We start from the raw sequence: 19,447 nt of genomic DNA, 5'->3' as shown, positions 1-19,447 counted from the left end.
TTCCCAATGGAAACCTGGCTTATTTTTTCACATATTGCAGCGGATTGACGCTGTTTGATTTTCCATAGTTCCACTTGCCTTCATGGATTTCAAAGTGGAGATGTTTTCCCCTGCTGTCACCTGTGTTGCCCATGTAGCCGAGTACCTCGCCTTTGCTGATGGACTGCCCGGTTGTGACTGTACTTTTTTCCAAGTGGGCATAAAGGGATGTGAAGGTCTTGCCGTTGATTTTGTGGGTAATCAAGACGCAATTTCCATATGTAGCAGAATAATAGGAGCGGATGACGGTTCCAGAAGCAGCGGCGACAACGACAGCATCCGGGGATTCGTCGGCGATATCGATCCCGGCGTGCAGCCGGCCCCATCTAGGTCCGTAACCTGAAGTCAGTTCACCTTCGGCTGGCATGATAAATACATCCCCTGATTCGACGGAATGATACTCAACTCTTTGGTTTTCTTTTAAAATCGCAATCTCCTGAGATGCCAGATTGACATAGATTTCATACATGTCCATTAGCTCGGATTCGCTATTCTGTTTCTCTTTCTGAATTGAATCAAGCAACTCTTGCTTTTCATCGGTCTTTTGTTGCAGTTCATCTTTTAACGATTGCATTTCCTGGTGATCATTTTCTAATGAAATTTTTTTCCTATGCAACTCTTGTTCTTGGTCCTTCAATGTTTGCTGGTCAGCCTGATGTTTCGCCAACAATTCTTTGTCAGCTTTTATGATTGTGCCAATGACAGTCGCTGTATCGAAAAGTTGGGAGAGGCTCTTGGAGTCAAAGATCAAATCCACATACATGCCTAATCCATCCTGGGACTGCATCGTCCGCAGGCGTTCTTTGATAAGCTGTTCACGAAGTGAGATTCTGTCACTTAGATTATCGATTTCTTTTTTCATTTCAACGATAGTTTTTTCTGAGGCATTAAGGGCATTGTTGAGATTACGAACTTTCTGGTTAACCTCAGCCACTTCATCATCCAGTGACTTTAGCTCTGCAAGGTATATTTGTTCGTCCTTACCCAGTGCTTCAATGTGGCTTTCCTTTTCTAAAACGTCTTGCTTGAGATCCAATCGCTTGTCCCTTATTTCTAATAGTTCGTTCGCTGCAGCAGGCTGTCCCACTATCATTACAATTCCAATCGCAAGTATTAAACTCCCTGATTTTTTCACGCTCCAGCCCCCTTTCCATTCTCTTCCTATCAACAAGTATATATTCCTCAATCTACTAAACCTGTCGACTCTTGTATTCTCTATGAATATTTTAAATCTGAGTCATTATTATTCTGATATAACGTAATTTTTAATTTTCGTACACAACTCATTCATTTTTTAGCCATTTTTTATACATATTGATAACGTTTACAATGGTTGTACGGTGATAATATTCGTTTTACAATAAGAATGTGAAATAAATCACAAAGAAAAATTAATTAAAGGTTGATCTTATTTTTTAAACTAATCATGTGAAATTATTCACAAATAATAGGATCACCCTACTAACCTCAAGGAGTTGACCATCATGCAACAGCATATTAGAAAAGTGGCGATTATCGGAACAGGATTGGTTGGATCAAGTGCAGCTTACTCCATCCTTAACCAGGGAATCTGTGACGAATTAATCATGGTTGATATAAATAAAGAAAGAGCAATCGGTGAATCATTGGATCTATCACATTGCATTGATTTTACAAATACAAGAACGAAAGTACATGCTGGAACTTACCAGGATTTGGGTGATGTTGACATCGTTGTCATCACGGCTGGCCCGCCGCCAAAGCCAGGACAGACTCGTCTCGATACACTGGGAATCGGTGCTAAAATCATGGAGGATATGATTCCGCAGATCATGGCAAGCGGTTTTAATGGCATCTTCCTGATTGCTTCAAACCCAGTCGATATCATCTCATACCATGTGTGGAAGTTGTCAGGATTGCCAAGAAACCGTGTAATTGGAACGGGTACTTCCCTTGATTCTTCAAGACTGAAAACCTATTTATCTGAAATTCTCGATGTTGACCCTCGCAGCATTTACGGTTACACAATGGGTGAGCACGGTGATTCGCAATTCGCTGCATGGTCTCATATCTCAGTCGGCGGCAAGCCTCTTTTAGAAATTTTAGACGAGCGAAAAACACAGCTTGGCGATATCGATTTAGATCAAATTGTTGAAGATGTTAAAAAGGTAGGCTTTGAAATCCTGAAGAGAAAAGGGACCACCTACTATGGCATCGGGAATGCGATTGCCTTCATAACGAAATCCATTTTCAACGATGACCATCGAATCATTGCCCTCTCTTGTGTATTAGATGGAGAATACGGTGAGACGGAACTTTGCACTGGCGTTCCAGCCATTATCACGAGGGAAGGAATTAAAGAGGTTGTTGAGCTTCGCTTAACAGAAGAGGAACAGCGTAAATTCAGGAATTCAACTGCTGTACTTCGAAACTACATGTCTAGCATCGGCTATGAAGAAAAGTTATTAGCAACTGTTCAAGCATAAACATACTACCAAGAAAGAAGGCGCATCATTATGAAAGACTATGTCATGCCAAGAATATTTAAAGCTTCAACAGGAATCGCACAGGGGATTTTCGTCACATTGGGAATAGGACTTTTGATTAAAAATATTGGGACAAGCTTTGAAATTGATTCATTGGTACAAATTGGGACAATTGCGATCAGTTTGATGGCACCAGCTGTCGGTGCCGGAGTGGCTCTTATGCTGGGAGCCAATGCTCTCGTCATCTTTTCCGCGATGATTGCTGCTGCTGTGGGGGCTGGTGCTCTGTCAATCACTGAAGCTGGTGTTTTGATTAAAGCTGGTGAGCCAATCGGGGCATTGCTAACGGCAACAATTGCTACCTTTGTAGGGAAGAGAATCAGTGGAAAAACACCTCTGGATATGATGGTCATTCCGCTTGGAACGATATTAATAGCTGGTTTTGCCGGGCTTTGGCTATCGACTGTAATTGCACCAATTTTAACAACTGTCGGCGGAGTGATTAAAGCGTCTACTGCTGGAAATCCGCTTCTATCTTCTATTATTCTAGCGATGGTTTGGGGCTTGTTCCTTATTTCACCAGCTTCTTCAGTAGCACTGGCTATGGCGCTTGATTTAAGCGGAATTGCAGGCGGTGCGGCCTTGGCTGGCTGTGCAGCGCATTTTATCGGCTTCTCCATCATCTCTTGGAAAGAAAACCAGCTTGGCGGAATCCTTGCACAGGGTATGTGCACACCTAAGGTCCAATTGCCGAACATTACAAAAAACCCTTATATCCTAGTACCTACCTTGATTGCAAGTGCGATCGTCGGTCCTTTATCGGCTCTAGTCTTTAAAATTGAAGCTGGAAAAGAAATCGCGGGTATGGGGTTAAGTTCTTTCGTAGCACCATTGCAGCTTCTGACGACTTATGATCTTGGTTTCATTCTGCCGGCGATGCTAATCACGTACATCCTTGTACCAGCAGCCATCTCTTATGGTATATACCTCATGCTTAAGAAGTTCGGTAAAATTAAGGAAAATGATTTGAGATTGCCAAACTAATGAGAAAACGGACAGCTTAGCTGTCCGTTTTGCTGTATTAAACAATCATTTTATCAAATAATCCACAAGCTTCGACTTTGGCTTCCCAAAGATTTCTTCCTCTAAACGCTTGCCTGTTGGTGTTGCCGCGAGTCCACCTTCTGCTGTTTCCCTTAATGCAGATGGCATTGTCTGGCCGATCGCGTACATCGCACCGATGACTTCGTCGCATGGGATCCGGCTTGTTATGCCGGCAAGTGCCATGTCGGCAGCAGTGATCGCGTTAGAAGCACCCATTGCGTTTCTTTTTACACATGGAACTTCGACAAGTCCTGCAACAGGGTCGCAGACCAATCCAAGCATATTTTTCAGCGTGATTGCGAAGGCATCTGATGACTGTTGCGGAGTTCCGCCAGCCATTTCGACGATCGCAGCTGCGGCCATTCCGGCAGCCGATCCTACTTCTGCCTGGCAACCGCCGGCAGCTCCGGAGATCGAGGCATTGTTGGCTACAACGAAACCGAAGGCAGCGGTCGTGAACAGATACTCGATCATTTCCATGCGTGTCGGGTTGAGCTTTTCTTTTACCGCAAAAAGCGTTCCCGGCACGACGCCTGCTGATCCTGCGGTCGGTGTCGCGCAGATGATGCCCATTGCCGCGTTCACTTCATTGGTTGCAACGGCCTTGCTGACTGCATCCAATAATAGATTGCCAGCCAGGGATTTTCCGCTTTCGATGTATTTTTGCAACAAGACTGCGTCTCCGCCAGTCAAACCAGTTTGGGATTTAACACCACCCAAACCTCTTTCCACTGCACGTTCCATCACTTGTAAATTATTGTCCATTTGGGCAATGATCTCTTCACGGGAACGACCTGATACTTCTATTTCCTGCCGAATCATAATCTCGGCGATTTTCACCTGATTTTTTTCAGCTAATTCAACAAGCTCCGCAACATTACGAAACATGGCTAGCCCTCCTGATGTAACTCATATTTAGTCAACGAGACGGATGACCTGGTCAACGCCATCAAGGGCAGTTAACTCGGCATAAACGCCGTTCTCGATTTTGTGGTCCATTTCAATGACCATTACTGCTGTGTCTCCCTTATCTTTTCGCGAGACTTCCATATGGCCGATGTTAATCTGATGCTTTGATAAAACAGTCGTCACGGCTGAAATCAGCCCGAATCTGTCGTGATGGACGACCAGAATTGCCGGATTGCCACCGGACAACTTTAGCTTGAACGAATTGATTTCTGTAATCTCAACCGTTCCTCCCCCGATGGAAATTCCGACGATTTCAAGCTCCTTGCCTTGCCCATCATATAAATTTATTTTTACAGTGTTTGGATGCTCCATAACAGCATCCTCGGCAATAAATTCAACTTCAAGGCCTGATTCCTCTGCGATTTTCAAAGCATTGGGAATCCGTTCATCAAATGTATCAAAGTCCAATATTCCTGCTACAAGTGCCAAATCTGTTCCGTGGCCTTTATATGTTTTTGCAAAAGAGCCGTACAGGGAGATGACGGCCTTTGTCGGCTGCTTCTCGAATAATGTGCGCGCTATGCGGCCAATCCGCGCGGCCCCTGCTGTATGCGAACTCGACGGCCCGATCATCACCGGACCAATAATATCAAATGCAGAACGATATTTCATGGTGCACTGCTCCTTTTACTCATCTATTGAAAGCGATTTCATATATTAACATTTTTAAAGAGTCCTAACCATAGTTATCTTACCACATTCTATATATAGTTTAATCATAATTTATTGGAAATGTAAAAACCACCCCGACCAATCAGGATGGTTATTTCACACTGACTTTATTCCTGCCAGAATTTTTCGATACGTACAATCCTTCATCAGCACGGTTCAGCAAGGAATCAATATTGTCTCCGCTCTGGTATTCAGTGACCCCGAAGCTCGCTGTCAAACTGCCAGCTCCTTTGAAGCAATGATTTTCGACCATCTTGCGGAAACGCTCGGCTTTTTCATAGGCTTGTCCACCGGTACTATTGGTGATCAGGATGAATTCCTCTCCGCCCCAGCGGCCGCACACGTCTCCGTCAGTTAGATTGCCAGAAACAATCGCTGACAGCTCCTTCAGGACACAGTCACCGATTTTATGGCCAAACACATCGTTGACCTTTTTAAAGTGATCGATGTCGAAAAAGATAATTGAAAACGCCCTTCCTTCCTCTTCCGCAGCCTCGAGCTTCTCCTCGAGCCAGACATCAATCTGGTGCCTGTTCGCCACTCGTGTCAAGGAATCTAGATAGGCGTACTTCTTAAGCAAATCTCTTTCTGTAAAAGCACGGAACATATTTTGCGCGTAAAATAGGACAAGTATATAGACGATGTTCGCTGCATGAAATTGCGTCAGGGAATCGATTGATTCTGGAGTCATTTGGCCGCTGTAAATTACTCCAATAGTAAGTGTAATCATGAGGATGAAGATCGAGTAATACAGCCCTTTTTTTGTCCCTAACACCAAAAAGAAAAACATGATGATCAAAGGAATCCAAACGATAAAATCCCCAAGTGATCCGCCTGTTATTGCCAGATCATTATATACAACATCGAATAAAGAAAAGACATGATAAGCGCTCACTAAAAACAAGGTAACATATTCGCCAATACGAATAGCTCGGTTTAAGTAGACTAAAACCAGGCTGATCAAGAACCAAACAATCAGTGTGGTATTGATGACTGTATCAAAAAGGCTCTCATTATTCAGGAAGCTATTGATGACCAGGGCTATCGTAATGATAGGGAGCAGCCACATATATACTCTACGTTTCAATTCATCGATCGTATCAAAGTTATTGAACATCGTCACCATCTCCCCGGCGATCGCCTCAGGTGTAGTCCTAATCTTTTCTGGACCCACCCCTAATTGTCCATCGCTCAATCTATCTTAATTTTTTCTCGAAAGTAACTATTTTGAAACCGAGGTAAATCTATCTAGAATTGGGCATCCTATGTAAAAAAACAGCTGTGCATCCTCTACTTCTATTGTACTAGAAAACTCTATTTTAGTATATTTCCAATAGTAAAAGAAGAAGCAAAAGTCCCATAAAAGACCTTGCTTCTCCGTAAAATTCTATGTTGAGATAGTTTACTCCTCAGTCCAATTCCAGTAAGACATATCCCCCAGGTTGGCTCCCTGTATCTGCTCGTTCTCTTTCAACTTCAGCAACTCTTTTACCGGCCCAGTCACGACGGCGCCGTAGACCTGGAACCCTTCTTTCATAAGATAGTTGTATCGCTCCTCAAGGTAGCTGAGGCCGAGGAAATTCTCCCGGTAGCTGGTTGATTCATTTTCGAGAAGGTTTTTCATTTGCTTGAGCATTCTTTTCTTATTTTCATCAGTTCGTTCTTCGTAGAGCAGATTCTTACTTGTTGAATTGTAGCCATCATGCGCATCTCGACCTCCTGTAAAACCAATCGGTTCAACCGAGAGTGTATTTCCGCCCCCACTCCAGCTTCCAGGTTCAAATCCCTTCATCTCTCCTGTATACAGCGGCATCCATAGAACATCAAGGTCGTATTGTTTCAAAAACTCCAGCATTTCCTCAGGGGTCATATACGATTTCGTCGAGAAGGAAAGCTCGGCAACCGTGCCTTCGTGGACCTTATCCAGCTTTGTCCACACACCAGGCTTCTCATTCGCTTCAAGTTTGTTTCCGGTCTTCGGATGTTCTGGCAGGTAAAAATTATGTTCTCTTTCGGTTTTAGGCTTGAGGTATTCCGTATCATTCTTTGGAAAGATCCCTTTGATCAATTTTTTTGTACCCACGAGTTCCGGCTCCTTGCCAATCATTTTATAGACCGGATAGGACATTTTTTGAGTGAGGAATGGGGTGATTTCAGTTGAATCATGGCCGCCAAAATCCTCCTGCACATTTGGCTCTGTCCAGTCCATCGCCAGCTTGCTATAAAAAAGATGTTTTTTACCAAGACCAAGTGCATCATAACTAATCGTGACTACGAGCATATAAAGCCAAAAGAGAAAGAGCGTAGCTGCGATGACCCTGATTACCTTTATCGTCAATGCAAATCGATATTTTAAAAGAATTTTCTTTTCCTTATCCTTAGTCCATTCCATGTTCATCGTCCTTCCATCCTTGTTTTTCCGCAATTTGCGCCAGCTTTTTCCGCGCCCGGTGAAGTGTGACCTTAACCTGGCTCCCCGTCAGCTCGAGAGCTTCCTCTATTTCCTGATAGCTGAACATCTCAACCTCTCGCAAATACAAGATTGACCGGTACTGCTCCGGCAAATAGGTCATCAGCTGCTGCAGGTCATCAGATATCTCCGACTGGATGGCTTCGTCCTCTGGAAGCCCATATGGACTCGCCATTTCATCCTTCGAAAACAAATAATCTGCAAACGGAACCCATTTCCTGCGCTGGCGCCGCCGCCATTCATCCAGATAGGCATTTCGGGCCACCTTGAAAAGCCAGGCCCTTACATCTTCATTTTGATAAAACGAAAGCGAAATCGTCGCACGGACAAATGTTTCCTGCACCAAATCCTCGGCCAACTGATGCGACCCTGAAAGCTTTAGCAAAAAATAATACAGGGGCTTCGTGTACCTTCTATATAAATTGTCGAGTTCATTCCTTCTGCCGTCATTCATACTACTGCCCCTCATTTTTAAAATCACATAACTAAAACGATGAACTATGTAAAATGTTACACTCATCATGGGCAGTTTTGTAAAAAAGTTTGTAAAACACAATTTTCACGGTGAATGGCTTGGCTTTCCTTTTTCGAAATATGGTACATTATATAGGAACTAACGGAAGGGAGATTTTTCAATGACTGATCAAAACAATGCGTTACCGCCAAAAACATGTGAAATCGAGCGTCTTGTCACAATGGAAGACGACGTCAATAAGGTATTGGAAGGCAAAAAAACAGCGACTCGCCGTAACGGCCGCTATGCTGATGTAGGCGAAATCATGGAGTTAAAAGGCAAGAAATTCGTTGTGGACAATGTCTACTCACAATCGCTTGGTGAATTGACAGATGCTGATGCACAGCGCGAAGGCTTTGAAAATGTCGAGGAGTACAAGCAGTCGATCCTGTCTTACCACCCGGGAATGCCATGGCTGCCTCAAATGCGCGTTTGGGTACACGAATTCAGCCCTGTCGCAGAATAAGAAATGGATTTTTTGTACCGAATCATCATTTATCTTCACGTCGCAAGCGTGATTATGTCGATTGGCCCATTCTTCATTTTGATGCCGATTGTAAAAAAACTGCCTGATGCAGTGGGGAAAGAACTGGAGGCATATCTGGCAACATTAAAGTCAGCTGTCAGGCTGTCAAAGCACGCCGGTCATGTACTGATTGGAACAGGAGTGCTGCTCGTTATCCTTGGCCCATGGACTTGGAAAACGCCGTGGATTGTCGGGACTTTGGCGCTGTTGTTCGCCTCTCTGTTCTTCCTTGCAAGGGCATTTTCGCCAACGCTTCGGAAGTTTGCCGAAGAAGGCGCGAACAAAATAGAACTCTCCGCCAAGCTGAAGCGCACCATCTGGACTTACATCATCTTATTGATGTCGATGCTATGGTTCATGGTCGTGAAGCCAAATTTGTGGTGAATAAAAGAAGCCCCGGCGAATTGTGCCCGGGCTTTTGAAATTAGCTGAATGAACGACTTGGTCGAAATAATCCAAAATGTGGTCGATATATTGGGAAATGTGATCGATATAATTCAAAATCCGCCGATAAAATAAAAAATGTGGTCGATATATTTAATTTTTCGCCATTAAAATAATAAATGTGGTTGATATGTTGCTACTTCAGTACGAATACCTTCTTCATTTTACAAGAATATCTTCGTTTAAAAGAGATTCCGTATCCATTATCACCGCAAACTCCCCGTTCAGGTTTGCCATCGTCATTGCATGGATCAATTCTGCTTCGTAGGCTTCTCCATTAATCCCTTTCCGGTCAAATGTTGCTGTTGCATCGGTAATGAGGATTGGATTAAACCCGTAATTGCCAGCCATGCGTGTTGTCGTTTCAACACAATGGTTCGTCGTCAATCCCGTAATGACAATATGCTCACTATTCATATCCACGAGGATTTGATGCAAATCTGTCCCGATGAAAGCACTGTTCACAGATTTCGTGATTACAATTTCCTCCTCCAGCGGCTGGATAAAGTCCATGAACTCAATGTCCTCTTTCTTATCACTAAAAAAGAAGGAACTTTTATTTTCTGAGATATGCTGCACGAAGATAATCGGCCGCCCCATTTCCCGCCAATGCCGTATCAGTCTATCAATGTTTTCTTCCGCATTTGGATTGTTCCTGTTCCCCCAGGCCGGGTTAAAAAATGCCTTCTGTACATCAATAACAATCAGCGGATCATTTTTCGATAACTTCATATCTTACATCCTCCTTAACATTTATAAGGTAATTTTAATTAATTGAGGATATAATTTACATACAGTTTCTTCGTTATTATTCTTCCTTTACTTTAAAAAATAATTTATATATTTAAATCTTCCTTAAAAACAAAAAGAGGTGAAAAGATGGATCAAATTGATCAAAATATCCTTTATATCCTGCAGGAGGATGGCAGGGTTTCAATGACTGAGCTGGGGAAACGAGTTGGATTGTCTGTGCCGGCTGTGAAGGAGCGTGTAAAACGACTGGAGGAAAACGGTACGATCCTGGGATATCGGGCTATACTCAATCCTAAAAAAGTGAATAAGAATGTGTTGGCTTTTATCCTGTTTGATTCTAAACGTTGCAAGGAGTTCCGGGAGTTTTGCATCCAGCATCCCATGGTTGTTGAATGCCACCGGTTAGCAGGTCAATATAGCTATTTAGTGAAGGTTCTCGCAGATTCGGTGGAAAACCTTGAAGGTTTTATTGATGAATCGATGGTGTACGGTCATCCTTCAACTTTGATTAATCTGTCTTCCCCGGTTGAGTTTAAACATATTACATAAAACAAGGCTGCCCTCAAAACAAAGGGCAGCCCAATTAGTCTATCTAACTATTTTTATCGTTTCCTCGCTGTTCGCGGAAACAGTCAATTCTACTTCGAGATATTGCTTTTCTCCATCACTGTAATTTTGTTTTACAGTTCCTGCGGATACCTGATAATTTCCAGCAGTCATGTAAAATGGGACAGTTACGGTAATCGATTTTTCCAGTCTGTTTGTCACGGTTGCTTCCTGACTGGAGGCTTGTCCATCATTAGGTACATTATAGCTGGTATCGAATGACATGACTCCGCTCTTCGTATCGCCATTCTGATAGACTGGGATCGAGTGGCCCTGGTCATCATATTTATAGGACGTTACTTCGCCGTTCTTCACCTTAAAATTCCTGAATCCTACCCACGGCTTGCCAGTCAGTTCAATCGCAGTTGTCGTTGTATAAAGGATTCCGTCCTTCTCCGTGACGTCGTCAATATGCGTGTGTCCATGCAGACTGAGGTCCACATTATATTGCTTCATAACATCAGTCAGTTCCTGGGCATTTTCACCATGCCATTGCTGGTCATACTTAATACCAAGTTTTTCTCCTAGTAATAATGTCGTCAATGAGCGCGGATTATGCTTGGCATCATACTGCTCCCAGTATTTTTGGACCTCGGGATCGCTCTGCGGCCAGATTTCCCTGTCTCGCCATAACGGGTTATGATGTGAGAACAGTCCTTTAAACTGACCAGGATGGGCTGTCTTGGCATTGGCAGCCAGGTCTTCTTTTATCCAGTTCAGTTGTTCTTCCCTTATTTGCCCGCCCCATGTCGGAACGGATACGGTACCATTGCCGCTTCGATCAAATTTATGCCAGTCAAACGAGTTATAGCCAATATAGTGGGCATACGAGCCATAATCAAATGAGAAATATTGGGGTCCAAAATATTGTTCCCAGTATTTCGCACCATCAGCCAGTGTTGCATCCTGGGCGTAATAGTCATGATTGCCAGGAACGATATAAACAGGAACATTCAGTTTTTGCAGCACACGATAAGTCTCTTCGTATTCATAAATATATTCCTGCGGATTCATCTGTCCATACATCATGTCGCCAGTCACGACTACAAAATCTGGATTTGAGAGATTCACTTCTTTGATCGCCTTTTGAAGATAAAGCCAGCGCTTACCCTCATCCGGATCCCACATTCCAGCTTCCTTGGCTATGGCTGGATCGACTCCAGCAGGATCGTCGGGATCACCAAGATTACGCGGTGAACCGACATGGGTATCTGTCAAATGTAAAAACGTGAAATCCTTCTTGTACTGATCAACGACTTTAACGGAGTGGGGCTGCTCATCTGTTACACGCTTGCCGTTCCCTGTAAAAGAAATTTCCAGATCGTACAATTTTTCCGGGACACTATCAGGGATTTTTACGGTCACATCATAGATGGTATCGCTCTTTTTCCAATATGAATCACTTTCGACAGCCTTTTGGACTGGAAGAGTGTACTCAGTTGTTAATTCAGAATGATTGGTTTGCTTTAATTTTACATTCCAGCTACCTGCAACTGCGCCTTTGCTGTCTATTTTCACAGTCAAATTTTGGCCTTTCTGCTTGATTGCCGGTGTGGCAAAAAGAGGGTAAATGATTTCGTTTACTTTTGGATCAATTGCGATGTTTGGTACGGATTCTAAATAATTACTGCTGTTTCCTATGCCGCCATCCTGGGTGCCTGCAGCATTCAGTAAGCTGCCATTCGCAACAGATGCTACAGGCAAAATGGAGATCAGCATAGAACCGATGATCAATTTTTTCAAAATGTTTTTCACAGTATGATTACCTCCTTTTCTGCCATTATCTTAGCATGGCACTGTAAAGGTGGTTTTAAGTTATCATGACAAAAAAGCAAAGGATATTACATTATTCGACAAACTACTCACTTCTTCTCTTCCATCAGCGCTTCACTTTCCACCCGATCCATAAAATCGGTAACTACCTTCTTGTTGTTCTTTTCGCCGCCTAATTTTAACAAGGTCTTGCCCAGGAAGTTTAATCCAGTATTCTGTCCTTGATAAACAAACCTGGTCTCATTCTCTCCGACCTTGATCAGCGTAAACGCCGCTTCAACCTGAAATGCCTTTGCTAGCGTGAACCCGATTTTGTTATGTTTTTTAACAGAAGTGTTTTCGTACTCGAGGTCTTCAACGATATACGTTTCGATTCGCTTGCCTTCTTTATATTTCTGTTCGTACTTCGAGCCGACGACTCCCTCTTTCTTTTCAATCACCTTGTTCTCTACCACATTCGGCATAATTCTCTGGATGTTATCCAGCTCGAATAATGTCCAGATTGTCTCGATATTGACAGGAATGATCCGCTCTTCATACCATTTAATCATCTTCTGTGTCCTCCATCCCAAATTCGAAGAAATCATCCATTTCTTCAATGAGTTTTTCCAGCTCCTGCACCTGATCGACAAGGCCCTGTCGCTTTTTCCATAATATTTGTTCCAGATTTTCAAACGATTCATCGTTCACGACGGTCAGCATTTCCTGGATGGTAAAATTGAAGCGCCTCAGATGCACCAATAATCTTGCTACCAAATAGGAACCATTGTCATAATAGCGGTACTTGTTATTCGGATCGATAAATACTGGCTCGAGCAGTTTGATTTCCGCATAATAGCGCAATGTCTCCTTGCTAAGTCCCGTCATTTTGGAAAATTCGCTTACCTTGTACATTTCGGCCTCCTTTTACAAACATCTTAAACTATGTAGCGCACCACAGTGTCAATTTTTTTATAAAAAAAGCCGGTGCATGAGTTCATACACCGGCTCTGTCATCTTAACAGCAATCCCTGTCGTTTCCTGATAAAACGAAGCCAGTGGCCTGCTCGTCAAAATCGAGCGTCGATTCCTTAGCTTCTATTTCAATCGATGGATCGATTGCTACTCTGATACCATTTGATTCTATTACTTCATCATCTGATTCCGGCTCATCCAGAGCCAGTCCTAACTTTGGCCTACCTCAACTGATGCCGGCAAAAAACACACGAATGCCGGTTGCATTTTGCTCTTTCAGCAGCTGTTTTAAGCTGTCACGAGCTTGATCTGTAATTTTCACAAAACTTCCTCCTATCTTACGCGTTTGGGAACAATCTTCCCAGCGCTGCCTTCATTTCTGGATTCACGTTAATGACTTTGCGAATCCCCTTAGCCTTTGCTTCAGCTTCTTCAACGCTGTTCGCTTCTCCAAGCTTCAGCAATGTTCCAATCGCTACAGTACCTGTCCTATTTTTTCCGCCTGAGCAGTGGAAATAAACATTCTTTCCAGATTCGTATGCGTTGATGACCTCGTCAATGGCCTGCTTCACAGACTCGTCCTGGTTCTCGGCATTGTCGACGATTGGCTGGTGCTTTCGATTATAATCATAATCGCCTTCTGTATTTTCCGCACGTAAATCGTACACAACATCGATTTTTTCCTTTTCCAGCAATTCTGGAATGGCATCTGCCCCGCCAATGTAAATTCGTTTTGGGATTAATTCCTGGTATCCGTTCATTTATGAATCCACCTTTCAGCTATTGATTAAGCTCTTTTCGTAAACTTTGTTGCTTGTACAACCAAAAGTAAAAACCGGCAACTGGGTTTTCACTATTTTTCCTGCATTCCCTATTCAGTAGTCTCCTCGAAAAGAGCCCGACGCTTATAAAACTACGGATGCAAGGACAAGTTTGAAAAGCAATAATCAATGCGAAAAACTGCTATTGATCAAGTCCTTCATTTTATCGTACCCGAGTTTTTCTTCTGGCTGCCATGGAACGATGCTCGTCTTCTCAGCAACCTCTTCACTGACTTTCTTGATCCAGACTTTTTCCGCTTCAGCTTTGCTCTGTAAAATAGGGTCCGTCGTCTGCTGTGCATACAGGCTCTGATTGATTACCCACCATTGCGGTTCGATCGAGGCCCGCTTTAAATCATCCCGCAAGCGTGTTGCCTCCAGAACAGGAGTCGCTTCTGGCAACGTAACGATTACCACGCTCGTTTCCTCTGGATTTCGCAATTTCGGCAATAAATTCTGGACACTTTCGGATACCGTACCTGTCGAACGTGATATTTCTTTATGATATGACTCAGCCGAATTCAATAGCAGCAAAGTATGTCCAGTTGGTGCTGTGTCAATGACCACTACCTCGTCCTTAGACTTCTCCACAATATCGGCAAATGCCTGGAATACGGCGATCTCTTCGGTACATGGTGAATTCAGGTCCTCCTCGAGATAAGCAAGGGCTTCTTCATTTAACTGGTTCTTATTTTGTGACAGAACCGCTTCCTTATATGCCTCAACCTCTTTTTTCGGATCAAGGCGGCTGATTGACAAACGATTATAGGCATTTTTCTGCTGGAACGCATAGTCCAGGTGAGCCGCTGGATCTGTTGTCGTCAAATGAACCTTAATGCCTTTTTCAGCAAGACCGACGGCAATTGCAGAAGCGATCGTCGTTTTTCCGACTCCGCCCTTTCCCATTGTAAAAATGATCCTCATATCTCTTTGAGCAAAATCATTTACGAGATCCTGCAGGGAATGCAGACGGTCTTCAGAAAGCTCTACCTCATTGATTTCAACAGAATGAGTTACACTATTGAACATGTGGCGAAGGTTTCCGACTCCGGTCAATGAAAATGGAACATATGGAATCGCGAACATCCCTACTTGCTTCAAGCGAGCAGGCATTTCAGCCAAAGCGCTTTGCTGCCGGTCGAAGAATGCTTTTGATATTCTGTCTTCCTTTATATGCTTCTGCAACAGTCCATTGATAATGACGACCTGGTTTTCCATCCCGATTTCCTTTAACTCTGCCGAAGCCCGTTCTGCTTCGAGCATCGAAGAAGGTTCTGGCCTTGTCACGAGAATCAGTGTCGTCATTTTTGGATCAGACAGAGCTTTTACCGTCGAGCTGTACATCTGCTTTTTTTCTCCAAGACCTGATAGCGGGCCCAGGCACGAAGCTCCGTGAGTGCTTTCCTCTAAAAAGCTGCTCCAGGCAGTTGGCAGCTGAAGGAGTCTCAGGGTATGTCCTGTCGGAGCCGTATCGAACAAGATGTGGTCGTACTGACTAATTAACTCCTGGTCGGTAAGCAGGTTGGAGAACTCATCGAAAGCAGCGATTTCCACTGTACACGCACCGGAAAGCTGTTCCTCCATCGTCGCGACCACACTTTCCGGCAATGCGCTCCGATAAGGAGAAATCACTTTTTCCCGATATTGGCGGGCAGATTCCTCCGGGTCGATATTGCATGCCGAAAGATTTGGAACAGATGGGACTTCAACTGGATCATTACCGATTTCAATATCAAACACATCCTGCAGATTCGATGCCGGGTCTGTGCTCACAATCAATACCTTTTTTCCCGTATCCGCCAGCGCAACTGCTGTGGCACAGGCAGTGGAGGTCTTCCCCACTCCGCCTTTTCCGGTAAAAAAGAGATAAGGGGTGTTGACTACATATTTCGGATGGAAAGTTTGGAACATAGCTGGTCTCCCTCCTTACAGCAATTGATTACGCGGCTTTTCAGGGGTCAGTTCTTTCACATCAACGCCCAGCCAGCTCGCAAATTCTTCATTGGAAGGATAACTGCCCACTTTCTCGACTTTTCCGTCCAGCATTACAAGTGGCAGGGCATCTGGTCCTCTTTCATGCAATACCTGATTCACTTCCTTATGTTCAACGAATGCTGCTGGGTCATTTGCAAGATTATAGCGGCTGATCGGAAAGCCTTTTTTCTCCAGGATAAAAATCGCGGAGGCAACCCTTGTTAATTCCGGATCTACACTAGGTCCGCAGACGCCTGTTGGGCAGCACAATGCCGGGTCAAAGATTTTAATTGTCTTCATTTCTTTTTCTCCTCCCTTAGAGCAAAAGCCAAGAGTTTCCCCTTGGCTGCATGGTCTTTCTTATTTCCCAGTCTCTGCAAACGTCTTGATGCGGTCGCTGATTTGGTCGCGGACGCGCTGGAAGACAGCCCACTTTTCTTCTTCGGTTCCCTCAGCTTTTGCTGGGTCGTCAAAGCCCCAGTGTTCACGTTTTACATGAGGAGGTGTTACTGGACAGTGCTCATCTGCATGGCCGCAAAGTGTGACGACAAGCTCAGAATTGTTCAGAATTTCAGTATCAATCACATCTGATGTCTGATTCGTGATATCGATGTCTACTTCCTTCATTGCTTTCACAGCGTTAGGGTTCAAGCCGTGCGCTTCCAGACCCGCACTCTTCACTTCCCACTCGTCACCTAGATATTTTTTTGCCCATCCTTCAGCCATTTGGCTTCTGCAAGAGTTTCCAGTACATAAGAAGTAGATTGTTTTTTTAGACATAGTAGATTCGCTCCCTTGTTATTAGATAATGAGTAACCAAATATATAGACCTACCAAAGTGATAAACAAAGTAGGAATGGTTAAAATGATTCCTGTTTTAAAATAAGTGCCCCATGAAATCTTGACGCCTTTCAGTGAAAGGACGTGCAGCCACAGCAGTGTTGCCAGTGATCCAATCGGGGTGATTTTCGGACCTAAGTCAGATCCAATAACATTTGCATAAATCAGCGCTTCGCGAACAACACCTGTTGTGTTAGTATCCGCAATCGCAAGAGCATCAATCATGACAGTTGGCATATTGTTCATGATCGAAGAAAGAATTGCCGCGATGAAGCCCATGCCAATCGTTGCGACAAATAAGCCCTGGTCAGCCGCAGCCTGGATGACATCTGCCAGGATGTTCGTCAATCCTGCATTACGCAATCCGTAAACCACCACATACATGCCAATCGAGAAGAATACAATCGCCCATGGTGCGCCTTTGACGACGGTGGACGTATGGACAGCCGGGCTCCTTCTTGCCATTATCAAGAAGAAAATCGCTACGATCCCGGCAATGAATGATACCGGGATGTTCAGGAATTCACTTGCAAAGTAGCCTACAAGCAGAACTCCCAAAACAATCCACGATAAGCGGAACATCTTCATATCCTTGATCGCTTCAGATGGCTTTTTCAAGTCAGACATCTCGTAATTTTTCGGGATGCTCTTGCGGAAAAATAAATACAAAACCAAAATACTGGCACCCAGTGAGAAGAAGTTAGGCACGATCATGCGGGATGCATATTCGACGAACCCAATATCAAAGAAGTCGGCAGATACGATATTGACCAGGTTGCTGACAACGAGCGGCAATGAAGTAGTATCGGCTATGAATCCACTTGCGATGATAAAAGGAAACACCATCTTTTCTTCAAATTTCAGGTTCCGCACCATCGCCAGTACGATTGGCGTCAAAATCAGTGCGGCCCCGTCGTTTGCGAACAAAGCAGCAACAGCAGCACCAAGCAGGGTGACGTACACGAACATTTTGACTCCGTTACCCTTTGCTGCCCTCGCCATATGTAAGGCAGACCATTCAAAAAATCCAATCTCATCTAAAATAAGTGAAATAATAATGATTGCGATAAATGCGAGTGTTGCATTCCAAACGATTCCGGTAACATCGATTACATCCTGGAAGTCAACAACACCGAAGATCAAAGCTAAAATTGCTCCCCCTACAGCTGACCAGCCAATTCCCAGCCCTTTAGGCTGCCAGATGACTAATGTCAGCGTCACGAGGAAAATCAGTGAAGCTATAATCGGTAATGACAAATCCACACACCTCCGTTAATCACAGGAAATCCGTTTTCCCTGCTTTTCAAGTTCTGTTAATTTTTCTTCCTGGCTTGGAAGTGCACCCATGAGCAATTGAATAAAATCGAAATGCTCATATTGCCTGTTCAGCGAGTAAAAAATCCACTGCCCTCTCCTGCTCTCTTTTACCAAGCCTGCATCCTTAAGCTTGCGGATATGCTGGCTGATCGCCGGCTGGCTGGCATCGAACATTGCTACAAACTCACAAACACAGCAATCATGGTCCGCAAGAATCCTCATCATCGTCAAACGCGTCTTGTCACCAAGCAGCTTGAGCACTGCAGCAGCCTGATCCATTTCAATACTTTGCTTTATCAATTACTCTCCACCTCCAATTACCGTATCATCATATAATGATTTGCTTATATGTTCAAGGGCTTTTAGCGAAATTTACATTCTCTTAATATTTCTACTACCCACCGATTTTATTTAAAATCAAAAAAATTTGATTTAACAGTTGCAAAATGGTTTTAAAGGAAATATAATACAATATATCAAGAGATTTTGATTAAGGAGAGCTGAAAGTGGAAAAATTCATTCCTTTAACAGACCTGACAACTGACACCAAAGCAGCCAAGGAACCGCCGCTTCAAAGCACCTTTGAAAAATATGAGAAGAAGTTCAAAGCCCTTGCCGACCAAAAACGCCTGCACATCCTCAATCTTCTATGCCAGCAAGACTCCAGCTGCGTTTGCGATCTAAGTGAACTGATTGACATGCCCCAATCAAAATTGTCGTATCATTTGAAGATTTTGCTTGATGCCAATCTGATCCAGAAAGAAACAAAGGGAACCTGGAGCTACTACACAGTAAACACCAAAGAAATCAATCATCTATTATCTCCAGAGCTTTGCTGCCTTTTCAGACCTAGCAACTGTTGTTAGGCTCCTTTCGTACACGTTTAGATTTTGCTACTTAATTAATCTAACAGCGACTCGAAAAGAGCATATTCAGCAAGGTCTCTTTTTTCAGATTATTAATCAATTTTTTTTGATAAATAAATCAACATATTTTGATCAAGGAGAGGATATAAATGTTTTATCATGATTACCAAGCTTTGGCACAGTTAAAACAACAGGAAGTTGAAAGGAAAGCTAGACACGCGTGGAAGTTCTTTGAACAGCCAGAAACAAAGCAATTCCCTTGGATTTCCCGAAAACAAAAACAGCAGCCTAAATGCTGCACAGTTCCAGCTAACGCTTAAATAATGGAGGAAGAAGGTAG

The 19,447-nt window shown here is 43.6% G+C and carries 23 protein-coding genes; 7 read left to right on the top strand and 16 right to left on the bottom strand.

The annotated features are described in order from the left end of the window. Positions 1-19 precede the first annotated feature (19 nt). A complete protein-coding gene (locus tag CD004_RS02705) occupies positions 20-1,174 on the bottom strand; it encodes a murein hydrolase activator EnvC family protein (RefSeq protein WP_233434935.1) in 1,155 nt (384 codons plus the stop codon). Positions 1,175-1,523: 349 nt separating this feature from the next. On the opposite strand from CD004_RS02705, the gene CD004_RS02700 reads away from it, so the two are divergent. Next, entirely contained in the window at positions 1,524-2,504 is a 981-nt protein-coding gene (locus tag CD004_RS02700) for an L-lactate dehydrogenase (RefSeq protein WP_102261365.1), read from the top strand. Positions 2,505-2,534: 30 nt separating this feature from the next. Next, a complete protein-coding gene (locus tag CD004_RS02695) occupies positions 2,535-3,548 on the top strand; it encodes a PTS sugar transporter subunit IIC (protein ID WP_102261364.1) in 1,014 nt (337 codons plus the stop codon). A gap of 45 nt (positions 3,549-3,593) precedes the next feature. On the opposite strand, the gene sdaAA is transcribed toward CD004_RS02695, so the two are convergent. The 5 genes from sdaAA to CD004_RS02670 all read right to left on the bottom strand — a co-directional run bounded on the left by sdaAA (position 3,594) and on the right by CD004_RS02670 (position 8,173). Next, complete coding sequence (gene sdaAA / locus CD004_RS02690) at positions 3,594-4,496, bottom strand: L-serine ammonia-lyase, iron-sulfur-dependent, subunit alpha (RefSeq protein ID WP_102261363.1); 903 nt, start codon at positions 4,494-4,496, stop codon at positions 3,594-3,596. A 27-nt stretch (positions 4,497-4,523) separates the two neighbouring features. Further along, on the bottom strand, positions 4,524-5,189 hold the full coding sequence (gene sdaAB / locus CD004_RS02685; RefSeq protein WP_102261362.1) for an L-serine ammonia-lyase, iron-sulfur-dependent subunit beta: 666 nt from the start codon (positions 5,187-5,189) through the stop codon (positions 4,524-4,526). A gap of 151 nt (positions 5,190-5,340) precedes the next feature. Then, on the bottom strand, positions 5,341-6,423 hold the full coding sequence (locus tag CD004_RS02680) for a GGDEF domain-containing protein (protein WP_102261361.1): 1,083 nt from the start codon (positions 6,421-6,423) through the stop codon (positions 5,341-5,343). Between the two features lie 228 nt (positions 6,424-6,651). After that, positions 6,652-7,647, bottom strand: a complete 996-nt coding sequence (locus CD004_RS02675) for an anti-sigma factor (RefSeq protein WP_102261360.1) — start codon at positions 7,645-7,647, stop codon at positions 6,652-6,654. Beyond that, a complete protein-coding gene (locus tag CD004_RS02670) occupies positions 7,628-8,173 on the bottom strand; it encodes a sigma-70 family RNA polymerase sigma factor (protein WP_102261359.1) in 546 nt (181 codons plus the stop codon). The genes CD004_RS02675 and CD004_RS02670 overlap by 20 nt, the downstream gene beginning before the upstream one ends. 181 nt (positions 8,174-8,354) lie before the next feature. Between CD004_RS02670 and CD004_RS02665 the strand changes: the two genes are divergently transcribed. Together CD004_RS02665 and CD004_RS02660 are read left to right on the top strand one after the other, a co-directional pair. Continuing rightward, positions 8,355-8,699 carry an ASCH domain-containing protein gene (locus CD004_RS02665; RefSeq protein WP_102261358.1) on the top strand — a complete coding sequence of 115 codons (345 nt, stop codon included), beginning with the start codon at positions 8,355-8,357 and terminating at the stop codon, positions 8,697-8,699. A gap of 3 nt (positions 8,700-8,702) precedes the next feature. Beyond that, positions 8,703-9,143: a hypothetical protein gene (locus CD004_RS02660; protein ID WP_102261357.1), complete on the top strand. Its 441-nt coding sequence runs from the start codon at positions 8,703-8,705 to the stop codon at positions 9,141-9,143. Positions 9,144-9,362: 219 nt separating this feature from the next. Here CD004_RS02660 and CD004_RS02655 read toward each other — a convergent pair whose 3' ends face one another. Next, a complete protein-coding gene (locus CD004_RS02655; RefSeq protein WP_102261356.1) occupies positions 9,363-9,935 on the bottom strand; it encodes a cysteine hydrolase family protein in 573 nt (190 codons plus the stop codon). Between the two features lie 147 nt (positions 9,936-10,082). On the opposite strand from CD004_RS02655, the gene CD004_RS02650 reads away from it, so the two are divergent. Beyond that, positions 10,083-10,505 (top strand): Lrp/AsnC family transcriptional regulator, encoded by a 423-nt coding sequence (locus CD004_RS02650; protein WP_102261355.1) that lies wholly within the window; start codon positions 10,083-10,085, stop codon positions 10,503-10,505. Positions 10,506-10,544: 39 nt separating this feature from the next. Here CD004_RS02650 and CD004_RS02645 read toward each other — a convergent pair whose 3' ends face one another. The 9 genes from CD004_RS02645 to CD004_RS02605 form a co-directional block, all read right to left on the bottom strand. After that, positions 10,545-12,317, bottom strand: coding sequence for a metallophosphoesterase family protein (locus CD004_RS02645; RefSeq protein ID WP_102261354.1), 1,773 nt, complete (start codon positions 12,315-12,317; stop codon positions 10,545-10,547). Positions 12,318-12,424: 107 nt separating this feature from the next. Beyond that, entirely contained in the window at positions 12,425-12,886 is a 462-nt protein-coding gene (locus CD004_RS02640; RefSeq protein ID WP_102261353.1) for a hypothetical protein, read from the bottom strand. Further along, complete coding sequence (locus CD004_RS02635; protein WP_102261352.1) at positions 12,879-13,229, bottom strand: MerR family transcriptional regulator; 351 nt, start codon at positions 13,227-13,229, stop codon at positions 12,879-12,881. Before CD004_RS02635 ends, CD004_RS02640 begins: the two co-directional genes overlap by 8 nt. 398 nt (positions 13,230-13,627) lie before the next feature. Next, complete coding sequence (locus tag CD004_RS02630) at positions 13,628-14,050, bottom strand: protein-tyrosine phosphatase family protein (RefSeq protein ID WP_102261351.1); 423 nt, start codon at positions 14,048-14,050, stop codon at positions 13,628-13,630. Between the two features lie 186 nt (positions 14,051-14,236). Continuing rightward, positions 14,237-16,021 carry an arsenical pump-driving ATPase gene (arsA, locus tag CD004_RS02625; protein WP_102261350.1) on the bottom strand — a complete coding sequence of 595 codons (1,785 nt, stop codon included), beginning with the start codon at positions 16,019-16,021 and terminating at the stop codon, positions 14,237-14,239. Between the two features lie 15 nt (positions 16,022-16,036). Then, positions 16,037-16,384 carry an arsenite efflux transporter metallochaperone ArsD gene (arsD, locus tag CD004_RS02620; protein WP_102261349.1) on the bottom strand — a complete coding sequence of 116 codons (348 nt, stop codon included), beginning with the start codon at positions 16,382-16,384 and terminating at the stop codon, positions 16,037-16,039. Between the two features lie 60 nt (positions 16,385-16,444). After that, complete coding sequence (gene arsC, locus CD004_RS02615) at positions 16,445-16,864, bottom strand: arsenate reductase (thioredoxin) (RefSeq protein WP_102261348.1); 420 nt, start codon at positions 16,862-16,864, stop codon at positions 16,445-16,447. Positions 16,865-16,885: 21 nt separating this feature from the next. Beyond that, the gene (locus CD004_RS02610; RefSeq protein ID WP_102261347.1) at positions 16,886-18,181 is read right to left on the bottom strand and encodes an arsenic transporter; all 1,296 of its coding nucleotides are present in this window, start codon (positions 18,179-18,181) and stop codon (positions 16,886-16,888) included. A gap of 15 nt (positions 18,182-18,196) precedes the next feature. Next, positions 18,197-18,541 (bottom strand): ArsR/SmtB family transcription factor, encoded by a 345-nt coding sequence (locus CD004_RS02605; RefSeq protein ID WP_180321272.1) that lies wholly within the window; start codon positions 18,539-18,541, stop codon positions 18,197-18,199. A gap of 233 nt (positions 18,542-18,774) precedes the next feature. On the opposite strand from CD004_RS02605, the gene CD004_RS02600 reads away from it, so the two are divergent. Both CD004_RS02600 and CD004_RS23675 read left to right on the top strand, forming a co-directional pair. After that, positions 18,775-19,107 (top strand): ArsR/SmtB family transcription factor, encoded by a 333-nt coding sequence (locus CD004_RS02600; RefSeq protein ID WP_102264965.1) that lies wholly within the window; start codon positions 18,775-18,777, stop codon positions 19,105-19,107. Positions 19,108-19,256: 149 nt separating this feature from the next. Then, entirely contained in the window at positions 19,257-19,427 is a 171-nt protein-coding gene (locus tag CD004_RS23675) for a hypothetical protein (RefSeq protein ID WP_158651469.1), read from the top strand. The last annotated feature ends 20 nt before the right edge of the window (positions 19,428-19,447 follow it).

The sequence above is a fragment of the Mesobacillus jeotgali genome, assembly GCF_002874535.1.
Lineage (GTDB): Bacteria > Bacillota > Bacilli > Bacillales > Cytobacillaceae > Mesobacillus > Mesobacillus jeotgali.
The sequence above is the reverse complement of the archived record's forward strand: the minus strand, read 5'-3'. Positions and strand labels throughout refer to the sequence as shown.